Annotated in this window: 14 protein-coding genes and 1 rRNA gene; 2 read left to right on the top strand and 13 right to left on the bottom strand. The window is 71.8% G+C overall.

The window, feature by feature from the left end; all coding sequences use genetic code 11:
• Positions 1-20: 20 nt before the first annotated feature.
• The 11 genes from ACWDXC_RS40435 to ACWDXC_RS40385 all read right to left on the bottom strand — a co-directional run bounded on the left by ACWDXC_RS40435 (position 21) and on the right by ACWDXC_RS40385 (position 12,470).
• On the bottom strand, positions 21-797 hold the full coding sequence (locus ACWDXC_RS40435) for a TIGR03936 family radical SAM-associated protein (RefSeq protein ID WP_449991495.1): 777 nt from the start codon (positions 795-797) through the stop codon (positions 21-23).
• A 166-nt stretch (positions 798-963) separates the two neighbouring features.
• The gene (locus ACWDXC_RS40430) at positions 964-2,874 is read right to left on the bottom strand and encodes a TIGR03960 family B12-binding radical SAM protein (protein ID WP_449991493.1); all 1,911 of its coding nucleotides are present in this window, start codon (positions 2,872-2,874) and stop codon (positions 964-966) included.
• A 41-nt stretch (positions 2,875-2,915) separates the two neighbouring features.
• Entirely contained in the window at positions 2,916-4,076 is a 1,161-nt protein-coding gene (rodA, locus tag ACWDXC_RS40425; protein ID WP_449991490.1) for a rod shape-determining protein RodA, read from the bottom strand.
• A complete protein-coding gene (mrdA, locus tag ACWDXC_RS40420) occupies positions 4,073-6,118 on the bottom strand; it encodes a penicillin-binding protein 2 (RefSeq protein WP_449991488.1) in 2,046 nt (681 codons plus the stop codon). The genes rodA and mrdA overlap by 4 nt, the downstream gene beginning before the upstream one ends.
• Positions 6,115-6,579: a rod shape-determining protein MreD gene (mreD, locus tag ACWDXC_RS40415; protein ID WP_449991487.1), complete on the bottom strand. Its 465-nt coding sequence runs from the start codon at positions 6,577-6,579 to the stop codon at positions 6,115-6,117. Before mreD ends, mrdA begins: the two co-directional genes overlap by 4 nt.
• Positions 6,576-7,454 carry a rod shape-determining protein MreC gene (gene mreC, locus ACWDXC_RS40410; protein ID WP_219506884.1) on the bottom strand — a complete coding sequence of 293 codons (879 nt, stop codon included), beginning with the start codon at positions 7,452-7,454 and terminating at the stop codon, positions 6,576-6,578. Before mreC ends, mreD begins: the two co-directional genes overlap by 4 nt.
• Positions 7,454-8,485, bottom strand: a complete 1,032-nt coding sequence (locus ACWDXC_RS40405) for a rod shape-determining protein (protein ID WP_219506885.1) — start codon at positions 8,483-8,485, stop codon at positions 7,454-7,456. The genes mreC and ACWDXC_RS40405 overlap by 1 nt, the downstream gene beginning before the upstream one ends.
• 261 nt (positions 8,486-8,746) lie before the next feature.
• Complete coding sequence (gene ndk / locus ACWDXC_RS40400; RefSeq protein WP_449991483.1) at positions 8,747-9,157, bottom strand: nucleoside-diphosphate kinase; 411 nt, start codon at positions 9,155-9,157, stop codon at positions 8,747-8,749.
• Positions 9,158-9,211: 54 nt separating this feature from the next.
• The gene (locus tag ACWDXC_RS40395) at positions 9,212-10,828 is read right to left on the bottom strand and encodes a hypothetical protein (protein WP_449991481.1); all 1,617 of its coding nucleotides are present in this window, start codon (positions 10,826-10,828) and stop codon (positions 9,212-9,214) included.
• 11 nt (positions 10,829-10,839) lie between these two features.
• A complete protein-coding gene (locus ACWDXC_RS40390) occupies positions 10,840-11,181 on the bottom strand; it encodes a DUF4233 domain-containing protein (protein WP_357588694.1) in 342 nt (113 codons plus the stop codon).
• Entirely contained in the window at positions 11,181-12,470 is a 1,290-nt protein-coding gene (locus tag ACWDXC_RS40385) for a bifunctional folylpolyglutamate synthase/dihydrofolate synthase (protein ID WP_449991615.1), read from the bottom strand. The genes ACWDXC_RS40390 and ACWDXC_RS40385 overlap by 1 nt, the downstream gene beginning before the upstream one ends.
• Before the next feature lie 287 nt (positions 12,471-12,757).
• On the opposite strand from ACWDXC_RS40385, the gene ACWDXC_RS40380 reads away from it, so the two are divergent.
• Complete coding sequence (locus ACWDXC_RS40380; RefSeq protein ID WP_449991479.1) at positions 12,758-13,465, top strand: dioxygenase family protein; 708 nt, start codon at positions 12,758-12,760, stop codon at positions 13,463-13,465.
• 64 nt (positions 13,466-13,529) lie between these two features.
• Here the strand turns inward: ACWDXC_RS40380 and ACWDXC_RS40375 are convergent, their stop codons facing one another.
• Positions 13,530-14,264: an SDR family oxidoreductase gene (locus ACWDXC_RS40375; RefSeq protein WP_449991476.1), complete on the bottom strand. Its 735-nt coding sequence runs from the start codon at positions 14,262-14,264 to the stop codon at positions 13,530-13,532.
• Positions 14,265-14,357: 93 nt separating this feature from the next.
• Between ACWDXC_RS40375 and ACWDXC_RS40370 the strand changes: the two genes are divergently transcribed.
• Positions 14,358-15,320 carry a helix-turn-helix transcriptional regulator gene (locus ACWDXC_RS40370; protein ID WP_449991474.1) on the top strand — a complete coding sequence of 321 codons (963 nt, stop codon included), beginning with the start codon at positions 14,358-14,360 and terminating at the stop codon, positions 15,318-15,320.
• Between the two features lie 153 nt (positions 15,321-15,473).
• Here ACWDXC_RS40370 and rrf read toward each other — a convergent pair.
• A 5S ribosomal RNA gene (gene rrf, locus ACWDXC_RS40365) occupies positions 15,474-15,560 on the bottom strand; the annotation flags it as partial.

Below are 15,560 nucleotides of genomic sequence, written 5' to 3'. Positions count from 1 at the left end.
GCGCCCGGCAGGGCGCTTCCTTAACCGGCGACGTGCTCACCCGCCGGTCCCGCCTCGCCGCCGCGCGTAGTCTCGCGGTCCAGGTCGAGCGGGTCGGCAAGCGCACCGGTGCGTGCGTCGAGCGGCCCCTGCGCCAGCCTGGTCACCTCGGGGGGAACCGGCGGCGCGAAGTCGGCCACAAGGCGCAGCCCTGTGAGCACATCGTCGGGTCGAACGGCAGGAGTCATGTGCCGAACAACCATGCGCAGTATGACACACGACTGTCCGCCCACCTGAGCTGCAGTTCTGTCTGTTCTCTCTGATCCCTGCGAGTCCGGGGCGCTCAGCGCCGTGAGCCTCAGCACGGCCTCCCGCGCGTCGAAGCGGCGCGGGCCCTTCTTGGTGAGGCGCTCGACCTCCACGGTGCCCGCCGCGAGGAACTTCTCCACCGCGACTTCGGCGAGCTCGCGGTCGGCACCGGGCAGCCGCACCTCCCACTCGGAGACCTCCAGGCGGTCGGCCAGCGCTCCGGGGGCCGCCTCGACGACGTCGAGCACGTCGAGACCAGGCGGCAGCGACTCGTCGAGGTCACGTTTGACCTGCTGCGGATCGCACGGCGTCGTGACGCCGATCTCGAGGTATTCGGCCTCGCTGGCGACGCCGGTCGGCGCCGCTCCCGCGTAGGAGATCTTCGGATGAGGCGAGAAACCCGCGCTGTAGGCCACCGGAATGCCGGCACGGCGGACCGCTCGTTCGACGGCCCGCGAGATGTCGCGGTGACTGGTGAAGCGCAGGCGTCCGCGCTTGGCGTAGCGCACGCGAAGGCGCTGCGCCGTCGGCGCGGGCGGGGGCCCATCGGGAACAGGTTTCAGAGCCTTGTCGTCCTTCCCGTGTCAGAGTTCCTTCATCTCAGGATAAGCCGCCCGGACGCCTGCACGTCTCAGGATCATGTACGGCGTGACACCGGGCGGCCACCGAGCGCGGCTAGATCACCGTGAGCGGAAGGAGTTTCTTACCCGTCGGTCCGATTTGAATCTCGGTGCCCATCGTCGGGCAGACGCCGCAGTCGTAGCAGGGGGTCCAGCGGCAGTCCTCGACCTCGCCGCCGGAGACGGCCTCCTGCCAGTCCTGCCAGAGCCATTCGCGGTCGAGCCCCGCGTCGAGGTGGTCCCACGGCAGGACCTCGTTCTCCTCGCGCTCGCGCACGGTGTACCAGTCGACGTCGACGCCGGCCTTGGCGGCGGCGGCCATCCAGCGCTCGTAGGAGAAGTGCTCGCTCCAGCCGTCGAAGCGCCCGCCGTCCTCCCACACGGCGCGGATGACGGCGCCGACCCGCCGGTCGCCGCGCGACAGCAGCCCCTCCACGATGGACGGCTTGCCGTCGTGGTAGCGGTAGCCGATGGCCCGGCCGTACTGCTTGTCGCCGCGCAGCGCCTCGCGCAGCGCCTTGAGCCGCCGGTCGACGGTCTCGTGGTCGGCCTGCCCCGCCCACTGGAACGGGGTGTGCGGCTTGGGCACGAAGCCGCCGATGGACACGGTGCAGCGGATGTCGCGCGAGCCGGTGGCCTCACGACCGGCCTGGATGACCTTCTTGGCCAGGTCGGCGATGCCGAGCACGTCCTCGTCGGTCTCGGTGGGCAGCCCGCACATGAAGTAGAGCTTGACCTGCCGCCAGCCCTGGGAGTAGGCGGCGGTGACGGTGCGGATGAGGTCTTCCTCGGTGACCATCTTGTTGATCACCTTGCGCATGCGCTCGGAGCCGCCCTCAGGCGCGAAGGTGAGCCCGGAGCGCCGCCCGTTGCGGGAGAACTCGTTGGCCAGGTCGATGTTGAAGGCGTCGACCCGGGTCGAGGGCAGCGACAGCGAGGTGTTGGTGCCCTCGTAGCGGTCGGCCAGGCCCTTGGCCACCTCGCCGATCTCGCTGTGGTCGGCGGACGACAGCGACAGCAGGCCGACCTCGTTGAAGCCGGACTCCTTGATCCCGTTCTCGACCATCGCGCCGATCGTGGTGATCGACCGCTCGCGCACCGGGCGGGTGATCATGCCCGCCTGGCAGAAGCGGCAGCCCCGGGTGCAGCCGCGGAAGATCTCCACGCTGAACCGCTCGTGCACGGTCTCGGCCAGCGGGACCAGCGGCTTCTTCGGGTAGGGCCACTCGTCGAGGTCCATGACCGTGTGCTTGTGCACCCGCCACGGCACGTCGGGACGGTTGGGCGCGACCCGCTTGATGCGGCCGTCGGGGTGGTAGTCGACGTCGTAGAACTTGGGCACGTAGACGCCGCCGGACTCGGCCAGCCGCATCAGCAGCTCGTCGCGCCCGCCGGGCCTGCCCTCGGCCTTCCACTCCCGGATGACCTCCGAGATGGCGATGGCGATCTGCTCGCCGTCGCCGAGCACGGCCGCGTCGAGGAAGTCGGCGATCGGCTCGGGGTTGAACGCCGCGTGGCCGCCCGCCAGCACGATCGGGTCGTCGTCACCACGGTCGGCGGCGACCAGCGGGATCCCGGCCAGGTCGAGCGCGGTCAGCATGTTGGTGTAGCCGAGCTCGGTGGAGAACGACAGGCCGAGCACGTCGAAGGCGCGCACCGGCCGGTGGGCGTCGACGGTGAACTGGGGCACGCCCTCGGCGCGCATGAGCGCCTCCAGGTCGGGCCAGACCGCGTAGGTGCGCTCGGCCAGGGTGCCGGGCAGCTCGTTGAGGATCTCGTAGAGGATCGCGACGCCCTGGTTGGGCAGCCCGACCTCGTACGCGTCGGGATACATGAGCGCCCAGCGCACGTCGGCGGAGTCCCAGTCCTTCACCGTCGAGTTGAGCTCACCCCCGACATACTGGATCGGCTTCTGCACCTTGGGCAGCAGCGCTTCCAGGCGGGGAAAAATCGACTCGACAGGCATGAGACCCAGGGTAGCGAAACCCGTACCGTGGCCGGGACGCCCTAGGCGTAGGGGCGCTGCCGGGAGCGGATCGACAGCAGCATGCCCACGGCGATCAGGTTGGCGAAGGTCGCGGTGCCGCCGTAGGAGACGAACGGCAGCGGCAGGCCGGTGATCGGCATGATGCCGATGGTCATGCCCACGTTCACGAACGTCTGGAACGCGAACCAGCACACGATCGTGCCCGCGACCAGCGTGCCGAACCGGTCCTCGCACTGCCGGGCGATCTTCAGGCCGCGCAGCAGCACGACGCCGAGCAGCAGCACGACCGTGACCGAGCCGAGGAAGCCGAACTCCTCGCCCGCCACGGTGAAGATGAAGTCGGTGTGCTGCTCCGGCACGAACCTGCCGGTGGTCTGCCCGCCCCCGAGCAGCCCCTTGCCGAACAGCTGCCCGGAGCCGATCGCGATGAGCGACTGGGTGCTGTTGTAGCCGACGCCGCGCGGGTCGACGTTCGGGTCGACGAACGCGGTGAACCGGGCGACCTGGTAGTCCTCCAGCATCTGGAAGTAGAACACGCTGAACACCCCAGCCGCCCCGACCAGGGCCAGCAGCGCGATCAGCCGCTTGCGCACCCCGGAGATCACCAGCGCGGAGGCGGTGATGGCGGCGAGCACGAGCGCGGTGCCGAGGTCGGGCTGGAGCATGACGAGCACGAGCGTCACCGCGGCGGCGAGCAGGGCGAGCGCGATGTCGAGCGGCCTCGGCCGGTCGCGTCCCTCGGCGGGCTGCGCGAGCAGCATCGCGGTGATGAGCAGCAGCCCGACCTTGGCGAACTCCGACGGCTGCACGGCGAACCCGCCGCCCAGCAGGATCCACGAGTGCGAGCCGTTGATCGTGGCGCCGAGCGGCGAGAGCACCAGCCCGAGCCCGATCAGCGAGAGCAGGAACAGCACGGGCGCGTAGGCGCGCACGGCCCGGTGGTCCACGGAGGCGACCACGCCGCACAGCGCCAGCCCGATCGTCTCGTTGAGCAGGTGCTTCTTGAGCAGGCCGGTGGAGCCGGGCGCCCAGGTGCGGGTGGACGACCAGACGAGCAGCGTGCCGATCACCGACAGGGCGAGGACGGCCACGAGCAGGACCCCGTCGAGCCGCCACACCGGCGACTCGGCGCCGAAGGCCCGCCTGGCGAACGAGCGCCGACCGGGCGCCAGCGCGCTCATTGCCAGATCACCGTCCCGTCGGGGGCGAACCTGGGCAGCCGCGACACGGGCTTGCCGCCGGGCAGCGCGGCGGGCCGCTTGATGCCGAAGATGCCCTCGTAGATCTGCCGCACGGCGGGCGCGGCGGTCTGGGAGCCCATGCCGCCCTGCGACACCATGGCCACGACGACGAAGCGCGGGTTCTGCGTGGGGGCGAACGAGGCGAACCAGGAGGTGTCCTTCTTGCCCCACACCTCCGCCGTACCGGTCTTGCCGCCGATGCGCACCTTGTCCATCGGGAAGCCGGCGAACGCCCCGGCCGCGGTGCCGTCGGAGGCGACCTGGCTGAGCGCGTTCTTGATGTAGAGCCGCTCCTTCTCGGTGACGGGGAGCTTGCCCACGACCGGCACCGGGATCGTCTTGACCACCTTGCCGTCGGGCCGCACCAGCGCCCAGCCGATGCGCGGGCTGCGCACCTTGCCGTCGGAGACCAGCGCCGCGTACGCCCGCGCGAGCTGGAGCGGCGTCACCAGCACGTCGCCCTGCCCGATGGAGAAGTTGGCCGAGTCACCGGGCCGCAGCACGAACCCCTCGGTGCAGTTCTCGTGCGCCAGCCGCTTGAGGAACGCCGCGCGCGCCCCGTCCTTGACCTCGGGGTAGCCGGTCTGGGCGCGCTTGCAGTTGGTGGCGCTGGTCAGCGCCCACATCTCCTTCTTCCACTTGCGGTCGGGGATGCGCCCGGCCGACTCGCCCGGCAGGTCGATCCCCGTCGGCGCGCCGAACCCGAACCCGCGGGCGGTGTTGGCGAACACCTCCCTGGCCGTCTTCTTCGGCGTGCGGCCGCCGTCGCGCAGATACTGCTCGTACGCCGCCTGGTAGAAGATCGTGTCGCACGACTTGACCAGCGCCAGGTGCAGGCTGAGCGTGCCCAGCGGGATGCCGCGGAAGTTGTTGAAGGCCCGGCCGCCCACCGTGACCGACCCCGGGCAGTTGTACTTGCCGTTCAGCGGGTAGCCGGCGCGCAGCATCGAGGCCACCGACGACACCTTGAACGTCGAGCCGGGCGCGAACTGGCCGTTGATCGCCCGCGACACCAGCGGCTTGCCGGACTTCTCCGACAGCAGATGCTTGTACATGTTCGCGGAGATGCCGCCCGCCCACACCGCCGGGTCGTAGCCGGGCGCGCTGGACAGCGCCAGCACCCGTCCGGTCTTCGCGTCGAGCACCACCGCCGCGCCCCCGTCGGCGCCGGGCGCGGACTTCATCGCGTCCTGCAGCGCCTTCTCCGTCACCGCCTGGATCCGCGAGTCGATGCTGGTCACCAGGTGGTGCCCGCTGACGGGCTCGACCTGCTTCTCCACGCCGAGCGCCTTGCCCATCCGGTCGACCTGCACCCGCCGCAGCCCGGCCTTGCCGCGCAGCTCCTCGTCGTAGACGTACTCCAGCCCGTCACGTCCGGCCAGGTCCACGCCGGAGAAGGCGGCCTTCAGCCCGACCCGCTTCTCCAGCTCCGCCTCCGTCACCGGCGACAGGTAGCCGAGCATCTGCGCCCCGGCCCGGCCGCCGGGGTATTCGCGGACCGCGTGGATCTCCGCCGTGACCCCCGGGAACTCCTCCTGGCGCTCCAGGATCTGCAGCGCCTCACGCGTGTCGACCTTCTCGTCCAGCGGGACGGGCTGGTACGGCGATCCCGTCCAGCACGGCTTGGGCACCCCGGGACCGCAGGGCGTGATGCGTTTGCGCAGCTCGGCGACGGGCCGGCTGAGCACTTCCGACAGCTTGCCCAGCACCTTCATCCCGCCGTCGCGCATCCCGGCCAGCCCGGTGCGGTCGACGGAGACGACCAGCGAGGTCTTGTTGCGCACCAGCGGACGCCCGGAGGAGTCGAGGATCTGCCCCCGCACCGCGGGCACGATCACCGTGCGGGTCCGCGTCTCGGTCGCCCGGTGCACGAGCTCGGGACCTCGTACGACCTGGACCTGCCACAGGCGGACGGCCAGCGCGGCCAGCAGCACCAGCACGAGCGCCTGGATCACGACCAGCCGGGTGCGCATCCGGGTCATATCTCGTACCTCTGCCGTCGGCCGCGGGTCGCCAGCCAGATCACCACGGGCGCGGCGATCATCGTGTAGGCGACGGTCACGGGAACCTGCTCGGTCAGCGTGGAGATCGTCACCCTCGGGTCGGACATCAGCCCGCCCACCGCCGCCGCCATCAGCGGCGCGAGCACCACGCACAGCGCCACGGTGGTGACCCGCCCGCCGGCCCCGCGCCCGGCCAGGTAGCCGACCAGCGCGAACACGAACGCGTACAGCCCCGCGACGTGCGCCGTCGGCGGCACCACGTCCACCACCAGCCCGGTGAAGAACCCGATCACCGCCCCGGCCGCCGGCCCGCGTATCAGCGCCACCGCCACCACCGCCAGCAGCACCAGGTCGGGCACGCCCCCGGCGGGCAGCGGCAGCCGGTTCACCAGCATGACCTGCAGCAGCAGCGCCACCGGCACCGCCAGGACCGCCGTCATCGGGCCCCCTCCCTGCGCGGCAGCACCGCGTCTCTCGGATCACGGGCGGGCCCCTGCACCACCACCCCCACCACGTCCAGCGCGGTCAGATCCGCGTACGGCCTGGCGTAGGCGATCCGGACGAGCTGCCCGGGAGTCGACTCCACCTGTTCGATCACCCCGATCGGCACCCCCGGCACGTACGGCGCGCCGCGATGGGAGCCGAAGCTGACCAGCCGCGCCCCCCGCTCGATCGGCGCGGTGGAGTCGAGCAGCTTGAACTGCAGGAGCCGCCCGTTCTCCGCCACCCCGTGCACCACGCCGATCTCCTGGCCGCCCTCCAGCCGCGCGCCCGCCGCCGAGGCCAGGTCGCTCAGCAGGACCACGGTGGAGGTGCGGGCCGAGGCGTGCACCACGCGGCCCACCAGCCCGTCGCCGTTGAGCACGGTCATGTCGGTGCGGACGCCGTCGTCGGTGCCGGCGTCGATCTGGACGGCGTCCTCGAAGCCCGGCTGGCCGCGCCGGGCGATCACGTTGGCGGACACCACCTTGTAGCCGCCCAGCCCGGCCAGGCCGAGCATCCGCTTGAGCTCGGCGGCGCGGGCCGCGTCGAGGCGGTCGGCGGACAGGCTGGAGCGCAGCCGGGCGTTCTCCGCCTTGAGCCGCTCGATGTCGGCCTGGGCGCTCGGCGCCGCGGCGATCGCGTGCAGGAACCCGCCGACGGGCCGGGCCACGGCGCCGCCGGCCTCCTCGGCCGCCCCGAACAGCCACGCGCCGGCCGACCGCAGCGGGGTGAGCGGCGAGCTCTCGCCGGCGCGGTGGTCGACGGTCAGGATGACCAGCGCCGCCGCGAGCAGCGTGCCGAGGATCAGCCTGGCCTGGCGCGAGTCTCTCATCAGCGTCGCGACTCCGGCACCAGCACCTGCTGCAGCGCCTCGAAGTCCTCCACGCATCTGCCGGAGCCGAGCGCGACCGAGTCGAGCGCGTTCTCCACCAGGTGCACCGGCATGCCCGTCTCGGCCTTGACCCGCTCGTCCAGGCCCTTGAGCAGCGCGCCGCCGCCGGTGAGCGCGATGCCCCGGTCCATCAGGTCGCCGGACAGCTCCGGCGGGCAGCGGTCGAGGGTGGTCTTGACCGCGTCGACGATCGCGTTGACCGGCTCCTCGGTGGCCTTGCGGATCTCCTCGGCCGACACGATGATCGTCTTCGGCAGGCCGCTGACCAGGTCGCGCCCGCGGATCTCGGCGTGCGCCTCCTCCCCGGTGGGGCAGGCCGAGCCGATCGCCATCTTGATCTCCTCGGCGGTGCGCTCGCCGAGCATCAGCGAGAACTCCTTCTTCACGAAGGTGATCACCGCCTGGTCCAGCTCGTCGCCGCCGACCCGGATGGACTGGCTGGTCACCACGCCGCCCATCGAGATGATCGCCACCTCGGTGGTGCCGCCGCCGATGTCGACCACCATGTTGCCGGTCGGCTCGTGCACCGGCAGCCCGGCCCCGATCGCCGCCGCCATGGGCTCCTCGACGATGTAGACCTTGCGCGCCCCCGCCTGGTAGCCGGCCTCCTTGACGGCCCGCTGCTCCACTCCGGTGATCCCGCTCGGCACGGCGATGATGATGCGCGGCTTGGCGAAGTGCCGCCGTTTGTGCACCCGTTGGATGAAATAGCGCAACATCCGCTCGGTGACGTCGAAGTCCGCGATCACACCGTCCTTCAACGGCCGGACCGCCACGATGTTGCCGGGCGTGCGCCCGATCATGCGCTTGGCTTCGATGCCGACCGCGACGATCTTCCCACTCGAGGTGTTGATCGCCACGACGGACGGTTCGTTGAGGACGATGCCGCGGCCACGGACGTACACCAACGTGTTGGCGGTGCCCAGGTCGACCGCCATGTCACGGCCTAGAAAGGCGAGCTTGCTGCCCATGGGGAACGGAGCCTTCCGTAACGTCGTTCGCGAATGACTACGGATCGAATTCGAATCGTAACGTGACGTACCCACCACGCCCCGCAACGAGCCCACGCGCCCCACAAAATTCTCCCGCCCCACCCCCAACCCCGATTTTGCCCGTATTGCGCGATACCACCCGACCGCGCCGGGTACGTTGTCCGCAAACGCGAAAGTGCCCGCCAGGCGGCCTGCCTGACGAGCACTTCTGAGCGTGCCCCCGTGATCAGGGGCAGACGATCAGAACCGGTCCGGGAAGAAGAGTTTGATCTCCCGCGCGGCCGACTCCGGCGAGTCGGAGCCGTGGACGACGTTCTCGCCGATCTCCAGCGCGTGGTCGCCGCGGATCGTGCCGGGAGCCGACTTCACCGGGTCGGTGAGCCCGGCCAGCGCGCGGAACGCCTCGACGGCACGCGGGCCCTCCAGCACCATCGCGACCAGCGGCCCCGAGGTGATGAACTCGACGAGCTCGCCGAAGAACGGCCGCTCGGAGTGCTCGGCGTAGTGCGCCTTGGCGGTGTCGGCGTCGAGGGTGCGCAGGTCCATCGCCACGACCTTGAGGCCCTTGCGCTCCACGCGGGCGATCACGTCACCGATGAGGCCGCGCTTCACCCCGTCGGGCTTGATCAGGACAAGAGTGCGCTCGGACACTTGAGGTTCTCCTTTGAACAGGTCGCGGAAACTGCGGCACAGCTTACCGTCCCGTCACGCCCGCTCGCCGTCCTCCGGGGACGCCGCGGGCGGCGGCACGGGCGCCGTGTCCTCCTCGCCGTCACGCGCCTGCGGCAACGGCTGCACGCCGATCCGGGGGATCACCCCGGTCGGCCGGTCCTCGTCGTCCTCCTCGCCGTCCCGCTGAACCGCCGCGCCCACCACCGCGGGCTCCGGCCTCCCGCCGTCACCCGACTCCTCCTGCACGTCCTGAGCGTCCTGCACATCCAGTACGTCCTCCGAGGCGGGAGCGCGCCTGGCCACGACCGCGGCCAGCACGATGACCGCCACCACGAAGAACCCGCCCGCCAGCGCCCACAGGTGCAGCGCGGTGACGAAGCTGTCGACCAGCTCCTGCCTGGTCCGGTCACCCTCCAGGGCCACCATCTGCACGCCGGTGCCCAGCAGGTAGCCGGCCAGCACCCCGGGCAGGCACAGCGCCAGCCCGAACATGCCCGCCCCGGCCCCCACCTGGCCGAGCGCCGCCGTGATCGCCACCGCCGCGCCCACCGCCAGCAGCGTGAACGGCACGACGAGCACCAGCCCGTCGGGCGACGGCGCCACGACGCGCACCGAGCAGAGCCCGACGACCATCGACAGCAGCCCCAGCGGCGTCACCCACGCGCTCGTCACCGACGACAGCCGCACCACGACCGCCGCCGCCACGGCCAGCGCCCCCGCCACGCAGAACGGCAGCCACAGCCCGCGCAGCCCCGGCCCGCCGAGCCCGCCCATCTCCACGTACGTCACCTGCGCGACGGTCGGCAGCAGCACGACGCCGACGGCCACCATCGTGCAGGCGAGCGTGCGGCTCTCCCTGGTGCCGACCGTGGCCAGCGCGAGCAGCCCGGCGATGGCGAGCAGCGCCAGCAGGACCACCAGCCCGGCCCGCCAGTCCTGGCTCGCGGTGCTGATGGCGACGACGGCGATGCCGGCGGCGGGCACGGTCGCCAGCAGCAGACGGCTGCGCTCCTTGGCCCGCAGACGCGGGGCGGCGGGCCGCCCGCCGACCAGCCACAGCACGAAGTAGGCGGCGGCGAGCACGAGCGCGATGCCGGTCACCAGCGGATAGGGCTGAAGGGTGACCTGCCAGCGCGTCACGCCGTCGAGCGGCCACAGCGCCAGCGCCTGCGCGCCGAGCAGGCTGAGCGCCAGCATGCCGGTCCACAGCGCGCGCAGCACGGGCGGCCGGTCCCAGGCGGCGGCGAGCGTGGCGGGCACGAGCAGCCCGGCGCCCACGCCGTGGGCCACCCGCAGCACGCCCACGAGGAACGCCGACCCGGCATAGCCGCCGGCGGCGTCGGCGGCGGCGAGCAGCAGCAGCCCGCCGAGCAGCAGGTGGGCGACCTTCACCCGGCGCAGCGCCACGGCGGCCAGCGGCACGGTCAGCATCATCGCCGGCAGGGCGAGCCCGTGGGCGCGCATCAGCCCGAGCCGGTCGATCTCGGCGGGCAGCAGGTCGGCGACCACGGACACGGTGTTGGGGATCGCCACGATCGCCAGCGGCAGCGTGACCACGATGAGCAGCCCGAGCACGGCGTCGGACAGCCACCCGGACCTCGCGCCTTGAGTCGCGGTGCCGGAGGACCGCTGAAATGGGGGGACGGCCATGAAGCCCGACTTTAGCGGGAAGTCACGCCCTCGACACGCCGAGCGACGAGAATCGCGGTGATCCACAGCGCCGCGAAGATCGCCCCGAGGACGAACATGGCCGGCACCACGAACCCTGCGGCGATCGCCAGCACCTGCGCGACACTGCCCACGACGTAGCCGGCCGGGCGCTTGAGCAGGCCCGCGCCGACCACGCAGAGCAGCGCCAGCCCGATCCCGACCGTCACCGCGAGCGCGGGCGCCACCCCGCCGACGCTGATGGCCACCGGCGTGGTGAGCCCGGCGACGACGGCCTCCATGCCGAGCACGCTCGCGCCCAGCCTGCGCATGCCGGGCGTGACCTGGAAGTCCATCAGGCGCCCTCCGCCTTCAGCAGGTGGCGGGCGTCTCCCGCCGTGATCACGGACCCGGTGATGAGCACACCGGTGCCGCTGAACTCGCCCTCGGCGTCGGCGATCCCGATGCCGAGGTCGATGGCGTCGTCGAGGCGCTCGACGACGTGCACCCGGTCCTCGCCGAACAGCGGCTCGGCCAGCTCGCCCAGCTCCTGCGCCGACAGCGACCTGGGCGAGGAGTTGCGGGTGACGACGATCTGGTCGAGCACCGGCTCCAGCAGCTCCAGCAGCCCGGTCACGTCCTTGTCGGCCATGACCGCGACCACGCCGACGACCTTGGCGAAGTCGAACGCCTCGTGGATGCCGTCGAGCGTCGCCTGCATCCCGCCCGGATTGTGCGCGGCGTCGACGACCACCGTGGGGTTGCGCCGGACGACCTCCATGCGGCCCGGCGACGACGCCTGCGCGAACGCGTGCCGTACGAGATCGAGGTCGAGCGGGTCGTCGCCGCCGGTGAGCGCCTCGACGGCGGCCAGCGCGCAGGCGGCGTTGCTCGCCTGGTGGGCGCCGTAGAGCGGCAGGTAGACCTCGTCGTAGACGCCCTTGAGGCCGCGCAGCGTCAGCAGCTGGCCGCCGACGGCCACCTCGCGGCTGAGCACGCCGAACTCCAGGCCCTCGCGGGCCACGACCGCGCCCACCTCGGCCGCGCGGCGCATCAGCACCTCGGCGGCGGCCAGCTCCTGCTGGGCGAGCACGGTGGTGGCGCCGGGCTTGATGATGCCGGCCTTCTCCTTCGCGATGCTCTCGACGTCGGGGCCGAGCCGGTCGGTGTGGTCGAGCGAGATCGGGGTGATCACGGACACGGTGCCGTCGGCGACGTTGGTGGCGTCCCAGGAGCCGCCCATGCCGGTCTCGATCACGGCCACGTCGACCGGCGTGTCGGCGAACGCGGCGTAGGCCATCGCGGTCAGCATCTCGAAGAACTGGATCCGCCGTCCCTGCGTGTCGGCCAGCTCGACGTAAGGCGCGATCTCCTCGTAGACCTCGGTGAAGCGCTCCTCGCTCAGCGGCTCGCCGTCGACGGTGATCCGCTCGCGCATCGTGACCAGATGGGGGCTGGTGAACCGGCCCACCCGCAGGTTGCGCTCCCTGAGCAGGACCTCGGTCAGCCGCGCCGTGCTCGTCTTGCCGTTGGTGCCGGCGATGTGCACGACGGGATAGGCCCGCTGAGGCGAGCCGAGCAGGTCAAGAAGAGCCGCGATCCGGTCGAGCGTCGGCTCGAAGTCCCATTCGACGCCCCGCTCCATGATGGCGCGTTCAACCCCACGAAAATCCACCCCCTCAGCCTACTGACCTCGGGAAGCGGGTCACCACGCGGGGAATCATATCGTGGACTGTATAGAACGTTGGAGGGTACTCACCCCGTCCACCAGGTGTCACCTTGGGAAACAGCCTGCCTCACCCCCCGGCAGGCTCCTACGAGGAGGCCATCGTGGAAGGCGAGAACACTCGCGACCCGGACAAGGGCATCACCCGGAAGACGCTACTGAGAGCGGCATTCATAGCTGCGCCGGCCCCCCTGCTCATCGGTCAGGTGCCGGCTCTCGCACGCGACATGAGCGGGCCGCTGGAGCCCACCCCGTTCTGTGACGACGGCGACGACCCCACGCCGCCCCAGACCGAGGGCCCGTACTTCAAGCCCAACTCACCCCGCCGCTCGACCCTGCCGGGCAGCGGCACCCTGCTCACCGTCAGCGGGTACGTCTTCGGGCTGGCGTGCCAGCCGCTGGCCAACGTGCTGCTGGACTTCTGGCAGGCCGACCGGAACGGCGCCTACGACAACGTGGGCTTCAACTTCCGCGGCCACCAGTTCACCGACGCCAACGGCGCCTACAAGCTCACCACGATCGTGCCGGGCCTGTACCCGGGCCGCACGCGGCACATCCACATGAAGGTCCAGGCGCCCAACCGGCCGGTCCTCACCACGCAGACGTACTTCCCGGGCGAGCCGCGCAACAACACCGACTCGATCTTCGACCCGAGACTGCTGATGAACGTCCGCACGGTCGGCTCGGGCAGGGAGGCGACGTTCGACTTCGTGCTGAACGTCCCCGGCGGCCCGCGGCCGACCGATCCCCCCACGACTCCGCCTCCGGGCGGGGGTACCTGGCAGGCAGGGGTGACCTACCAGGCGGGTGCCCAGGTCACCTATGGTGGCGCGACGTATCGCTGCCTTCAGGGGCACACAGCCGCTCCCGGCTGGGAACCTCCCAACGTGCCCGCTTTGTGGCAGCGCGTCTGATCGGGCATCCGAATGCAAGAAAGGGCCACCCCGGCTGCTGGGGGTGGCCCTCCTTGCGTCACCTCTAAACCAGTCCGCCGTCGGCGCGCAGGTTCTGGCCGGTGAGCCAGCCCGCGTCGGGGCTGAGCAGCAGCGCGACGACGGCGGCGATGTCGGCGGGCGTGCCCACCCGGCCGAGCGCGGTCATGTGCGCGACCGCCTGGTACGCCTCCCGCGGCACGCCCGCCCGCAGCAGGTCGGTGTCGGTCGCGCCGGGCGACACGCAGTTGACGGTGATCCCCCGCGGCCCGAGCTCCCGTGACGCGACCCGCGTGAGTTGTTCGATCGCCGCCTTGCCGGCGACGTAGACGGACTCGCCGGGGCTCGGCCAGGCCGTCCCGGTGGTGGAGACGTTCACGATCCGGCCGCCGTCCGCCATCCGCCGCGCGGCCTCACGCAGCGTGAAGTACGCGCCGCGCGCGTTCACCGCCATCACCTCGTCGTACGCCTCCGGCGTCACCTCGGCTATGGGCGCGTGCCGCAGGACGCCCGCGTTGTTCACCAGCGCCGTCAGCGGCCCGGCGCCGGCCGCCGCGAACACCTCGTCCGCCCGCTCGAACAACCCCTCGATCTGGGCCACATCGGCGGCGTCCGCCCGCACCGGCGTCGCCCGCCCGCCGAGCCCGTCCGCGACCTCCCGCGCCGCCCGCTCGTCGGCGACGTAGCTGAAGACCACCGTGGCGCCGTCGGCGACGAGCCGCTCGACCACCGCCCGGCCGATCCCGCGCGACCCGCCCGTCACCACTGCGGCTGCGTTCATTGCCTGCTCCTTCAGTCGTCCGTCCCTCTCGCGCTTCACCCTGCCGGTGCTCGCGGAAGGAAGACTTCCGCGACGCGCGCGACAATCGTCCGGGTGAGCGCGAAACGGGACACCGCTGGACGGCTGCTGCGCCTGCTGTCGCTGCTGCAGTCACGCGCCGACTGGCCGGGACCGGAGCTGGCGGCGCGGCTGGGCGTCAGCACCAGGACCATCCGCTCCGACGTCGAACGCCTGCGCGGCCTCGGCTACCCGGTGTCGGCCACCTCCGGCACCGCCGGCGGCTACCGCCTCGGTCCCGGGGCCCGGCTGCCGCCGCTGCTGCTCGACGACGAGGAGGCCATCGCCGTCGCCGTCGGCCTGCGCACGGCCGCCTCCGGCACCGTGGGCGGCATCGAGGAGACGTCGCTGCGCGCCCTGGCCAAGCTGGAACAGGTCCTGCCCGCCCGCCTACGCCCCCGCCTGGGCGCCGTGGCCGCCTACACGGTCCCGGTGCCAGGCAGCGGCCCAGCGGTCGGCTCAGGGCTGCTGGCGACGCTCGCCGCCGCCTGCCGCGACCGGCGGCGGCTGCGCTTCGACTACCGCGACCACGACGGCAACGCCACCGTGCGCGACACCGAGCCGCACCGCCTCGTCGCCACGGGCCGCCGCTGGTACCTGGTCGCCTGGGACGTCGGCCGCGACGCCTGGCGCACCTTCCGTGTCGACCGCCTCACCCCGCGCACCCCGCCCGGCCCCGCCTTCCCGGCCCGCCCGCTGCCGGACGGCGACGTCATCGCGTACGTGACCAAGGGCGTCGCCTCCGTCCTCGGCCCCTGCCGCACGATCGCCACCGTGTACGCGCCGGCCGAGGTCGTCGCCGAGCGCATCCCCCCGGTGGCCAGGGTCGAGCATCTCGACGCCGGCCGATGCCGTCTGCACATCGGCGCGGCGACCCCGCTGGCGCTGGCGGTCTACCTGGCGGCCCTGGGCCTGGACTTCACCGTGGACGGACCGGCGGACCTCCTCGACCAGCTCGCCGCCATCAGCGACCGCTGCTCCTCGGCCCGCGCGACATAACGAAATAAGGCCCCCCGGGGATACCCAAGGGGCAGGGTCGGTTCGTCTCCAGAACGCGAAAAGGCCCCCGGGATCACCCCCGAGGGCCCTACTTCGTCACACAACGCAGAGAAGGCCCCGACACTGAATGTCGAGGCCCTCTCTAGAAAGATTGTCCGGCGGTGACCTACTCTCCCACACCCTCCCGAGTGCAGTACCATCGGCGCAGGGAAGCTTAACTTCCGGGTTCGGAATGTAACC

The sequence above is a fragment of the Nonomuraea sp. NPDC003214 genome, from assembly GCF_053590035.1.
Note: the sequence above shows the minus strand (reverse complement) of the source record. Positions and strands in the feature narration are given on the sequence as shown.

What these genes read in the sequence shown, in the direction of transcription:
- ACWDXC_RS40430 (WP_449991493.1), bottom strand. Translation starts at nt 2,874, where the DNA reads ATGCCTGTCGAGTCGATTTTTCCCCGCCTGGAAGCGCTGCTGCCCAAG.
- rodA (WP_449991490.1), bottom strand. Translation starts at nt 4,076, where the DNA reads ATGAGCGCGCTGGCGCCCGGTCGGCGCTCGTTCGCCAGGCGGGCCTTC.
- mrdA (WP_449991488.1), bottom strand. Translation starts at nt 6,118, where the DNA reads ATGACCCGGATGCGCACCCGGCTGGTCGTGATCCAGGCGCTCGTGCTG.
- mreD (WP_449991487.1), bottom strand. Translation starts at nt 6,579, where the DNA reads ATGACGGCGGTCCTGGCGGTGCCGGTGGCGCTGCTGCTGCAGGTCATG.
- mreC (WP_219506884.1), bottom strand. Translation starts at nt 7,454, where the DNA reads ATGAGAGACTCGCGCCAGGCCAGGCTGATCCTCGGCACGCTGCTCGCG.
- ACWDXC_RS40405 (WP_219506885.1), bottom strand. Translation starts at nt 8,485, where the DNA reads ATGGGCAGCAAGCTCGCCTTTCTAGGCCGTGACATGGCGGTCGACCTG.
- ACWDXC_RS40395 (WP_449991481.1), bottom strand. Translation starts at nt 10,828, where the DNA reads ATGGCCGTCCCCCCATTTCAGCGGTCCTCCGGCACCGCGACTCAAGGC.
- ACWDXC_RS40390 (WP_357588694.1), bottom strand. Translation starts at nt 11,181, where the DNA reads ATGGACTTCCAGGTCACGCCCGGCATGCGCAGGCTGGGCGCGAGCGTG.
- ACWDXC_RS40385 (WP_449991615.1), bottom strand. Translation starts at nt 12,470, where the DNA reads ATGGAGCGGGGCGTCGAATGGGACTTCGAGCCGACGCTCGACCGGATC.
- ACWDXC_RS40375 (WP_449991476.1), bottom strand. Translation starts at nt 14,264, where the DNA reads ATGAACGCAGCCGCAGTGGTGACGGGCGGGTCGCGCGGGATCGGCCGG.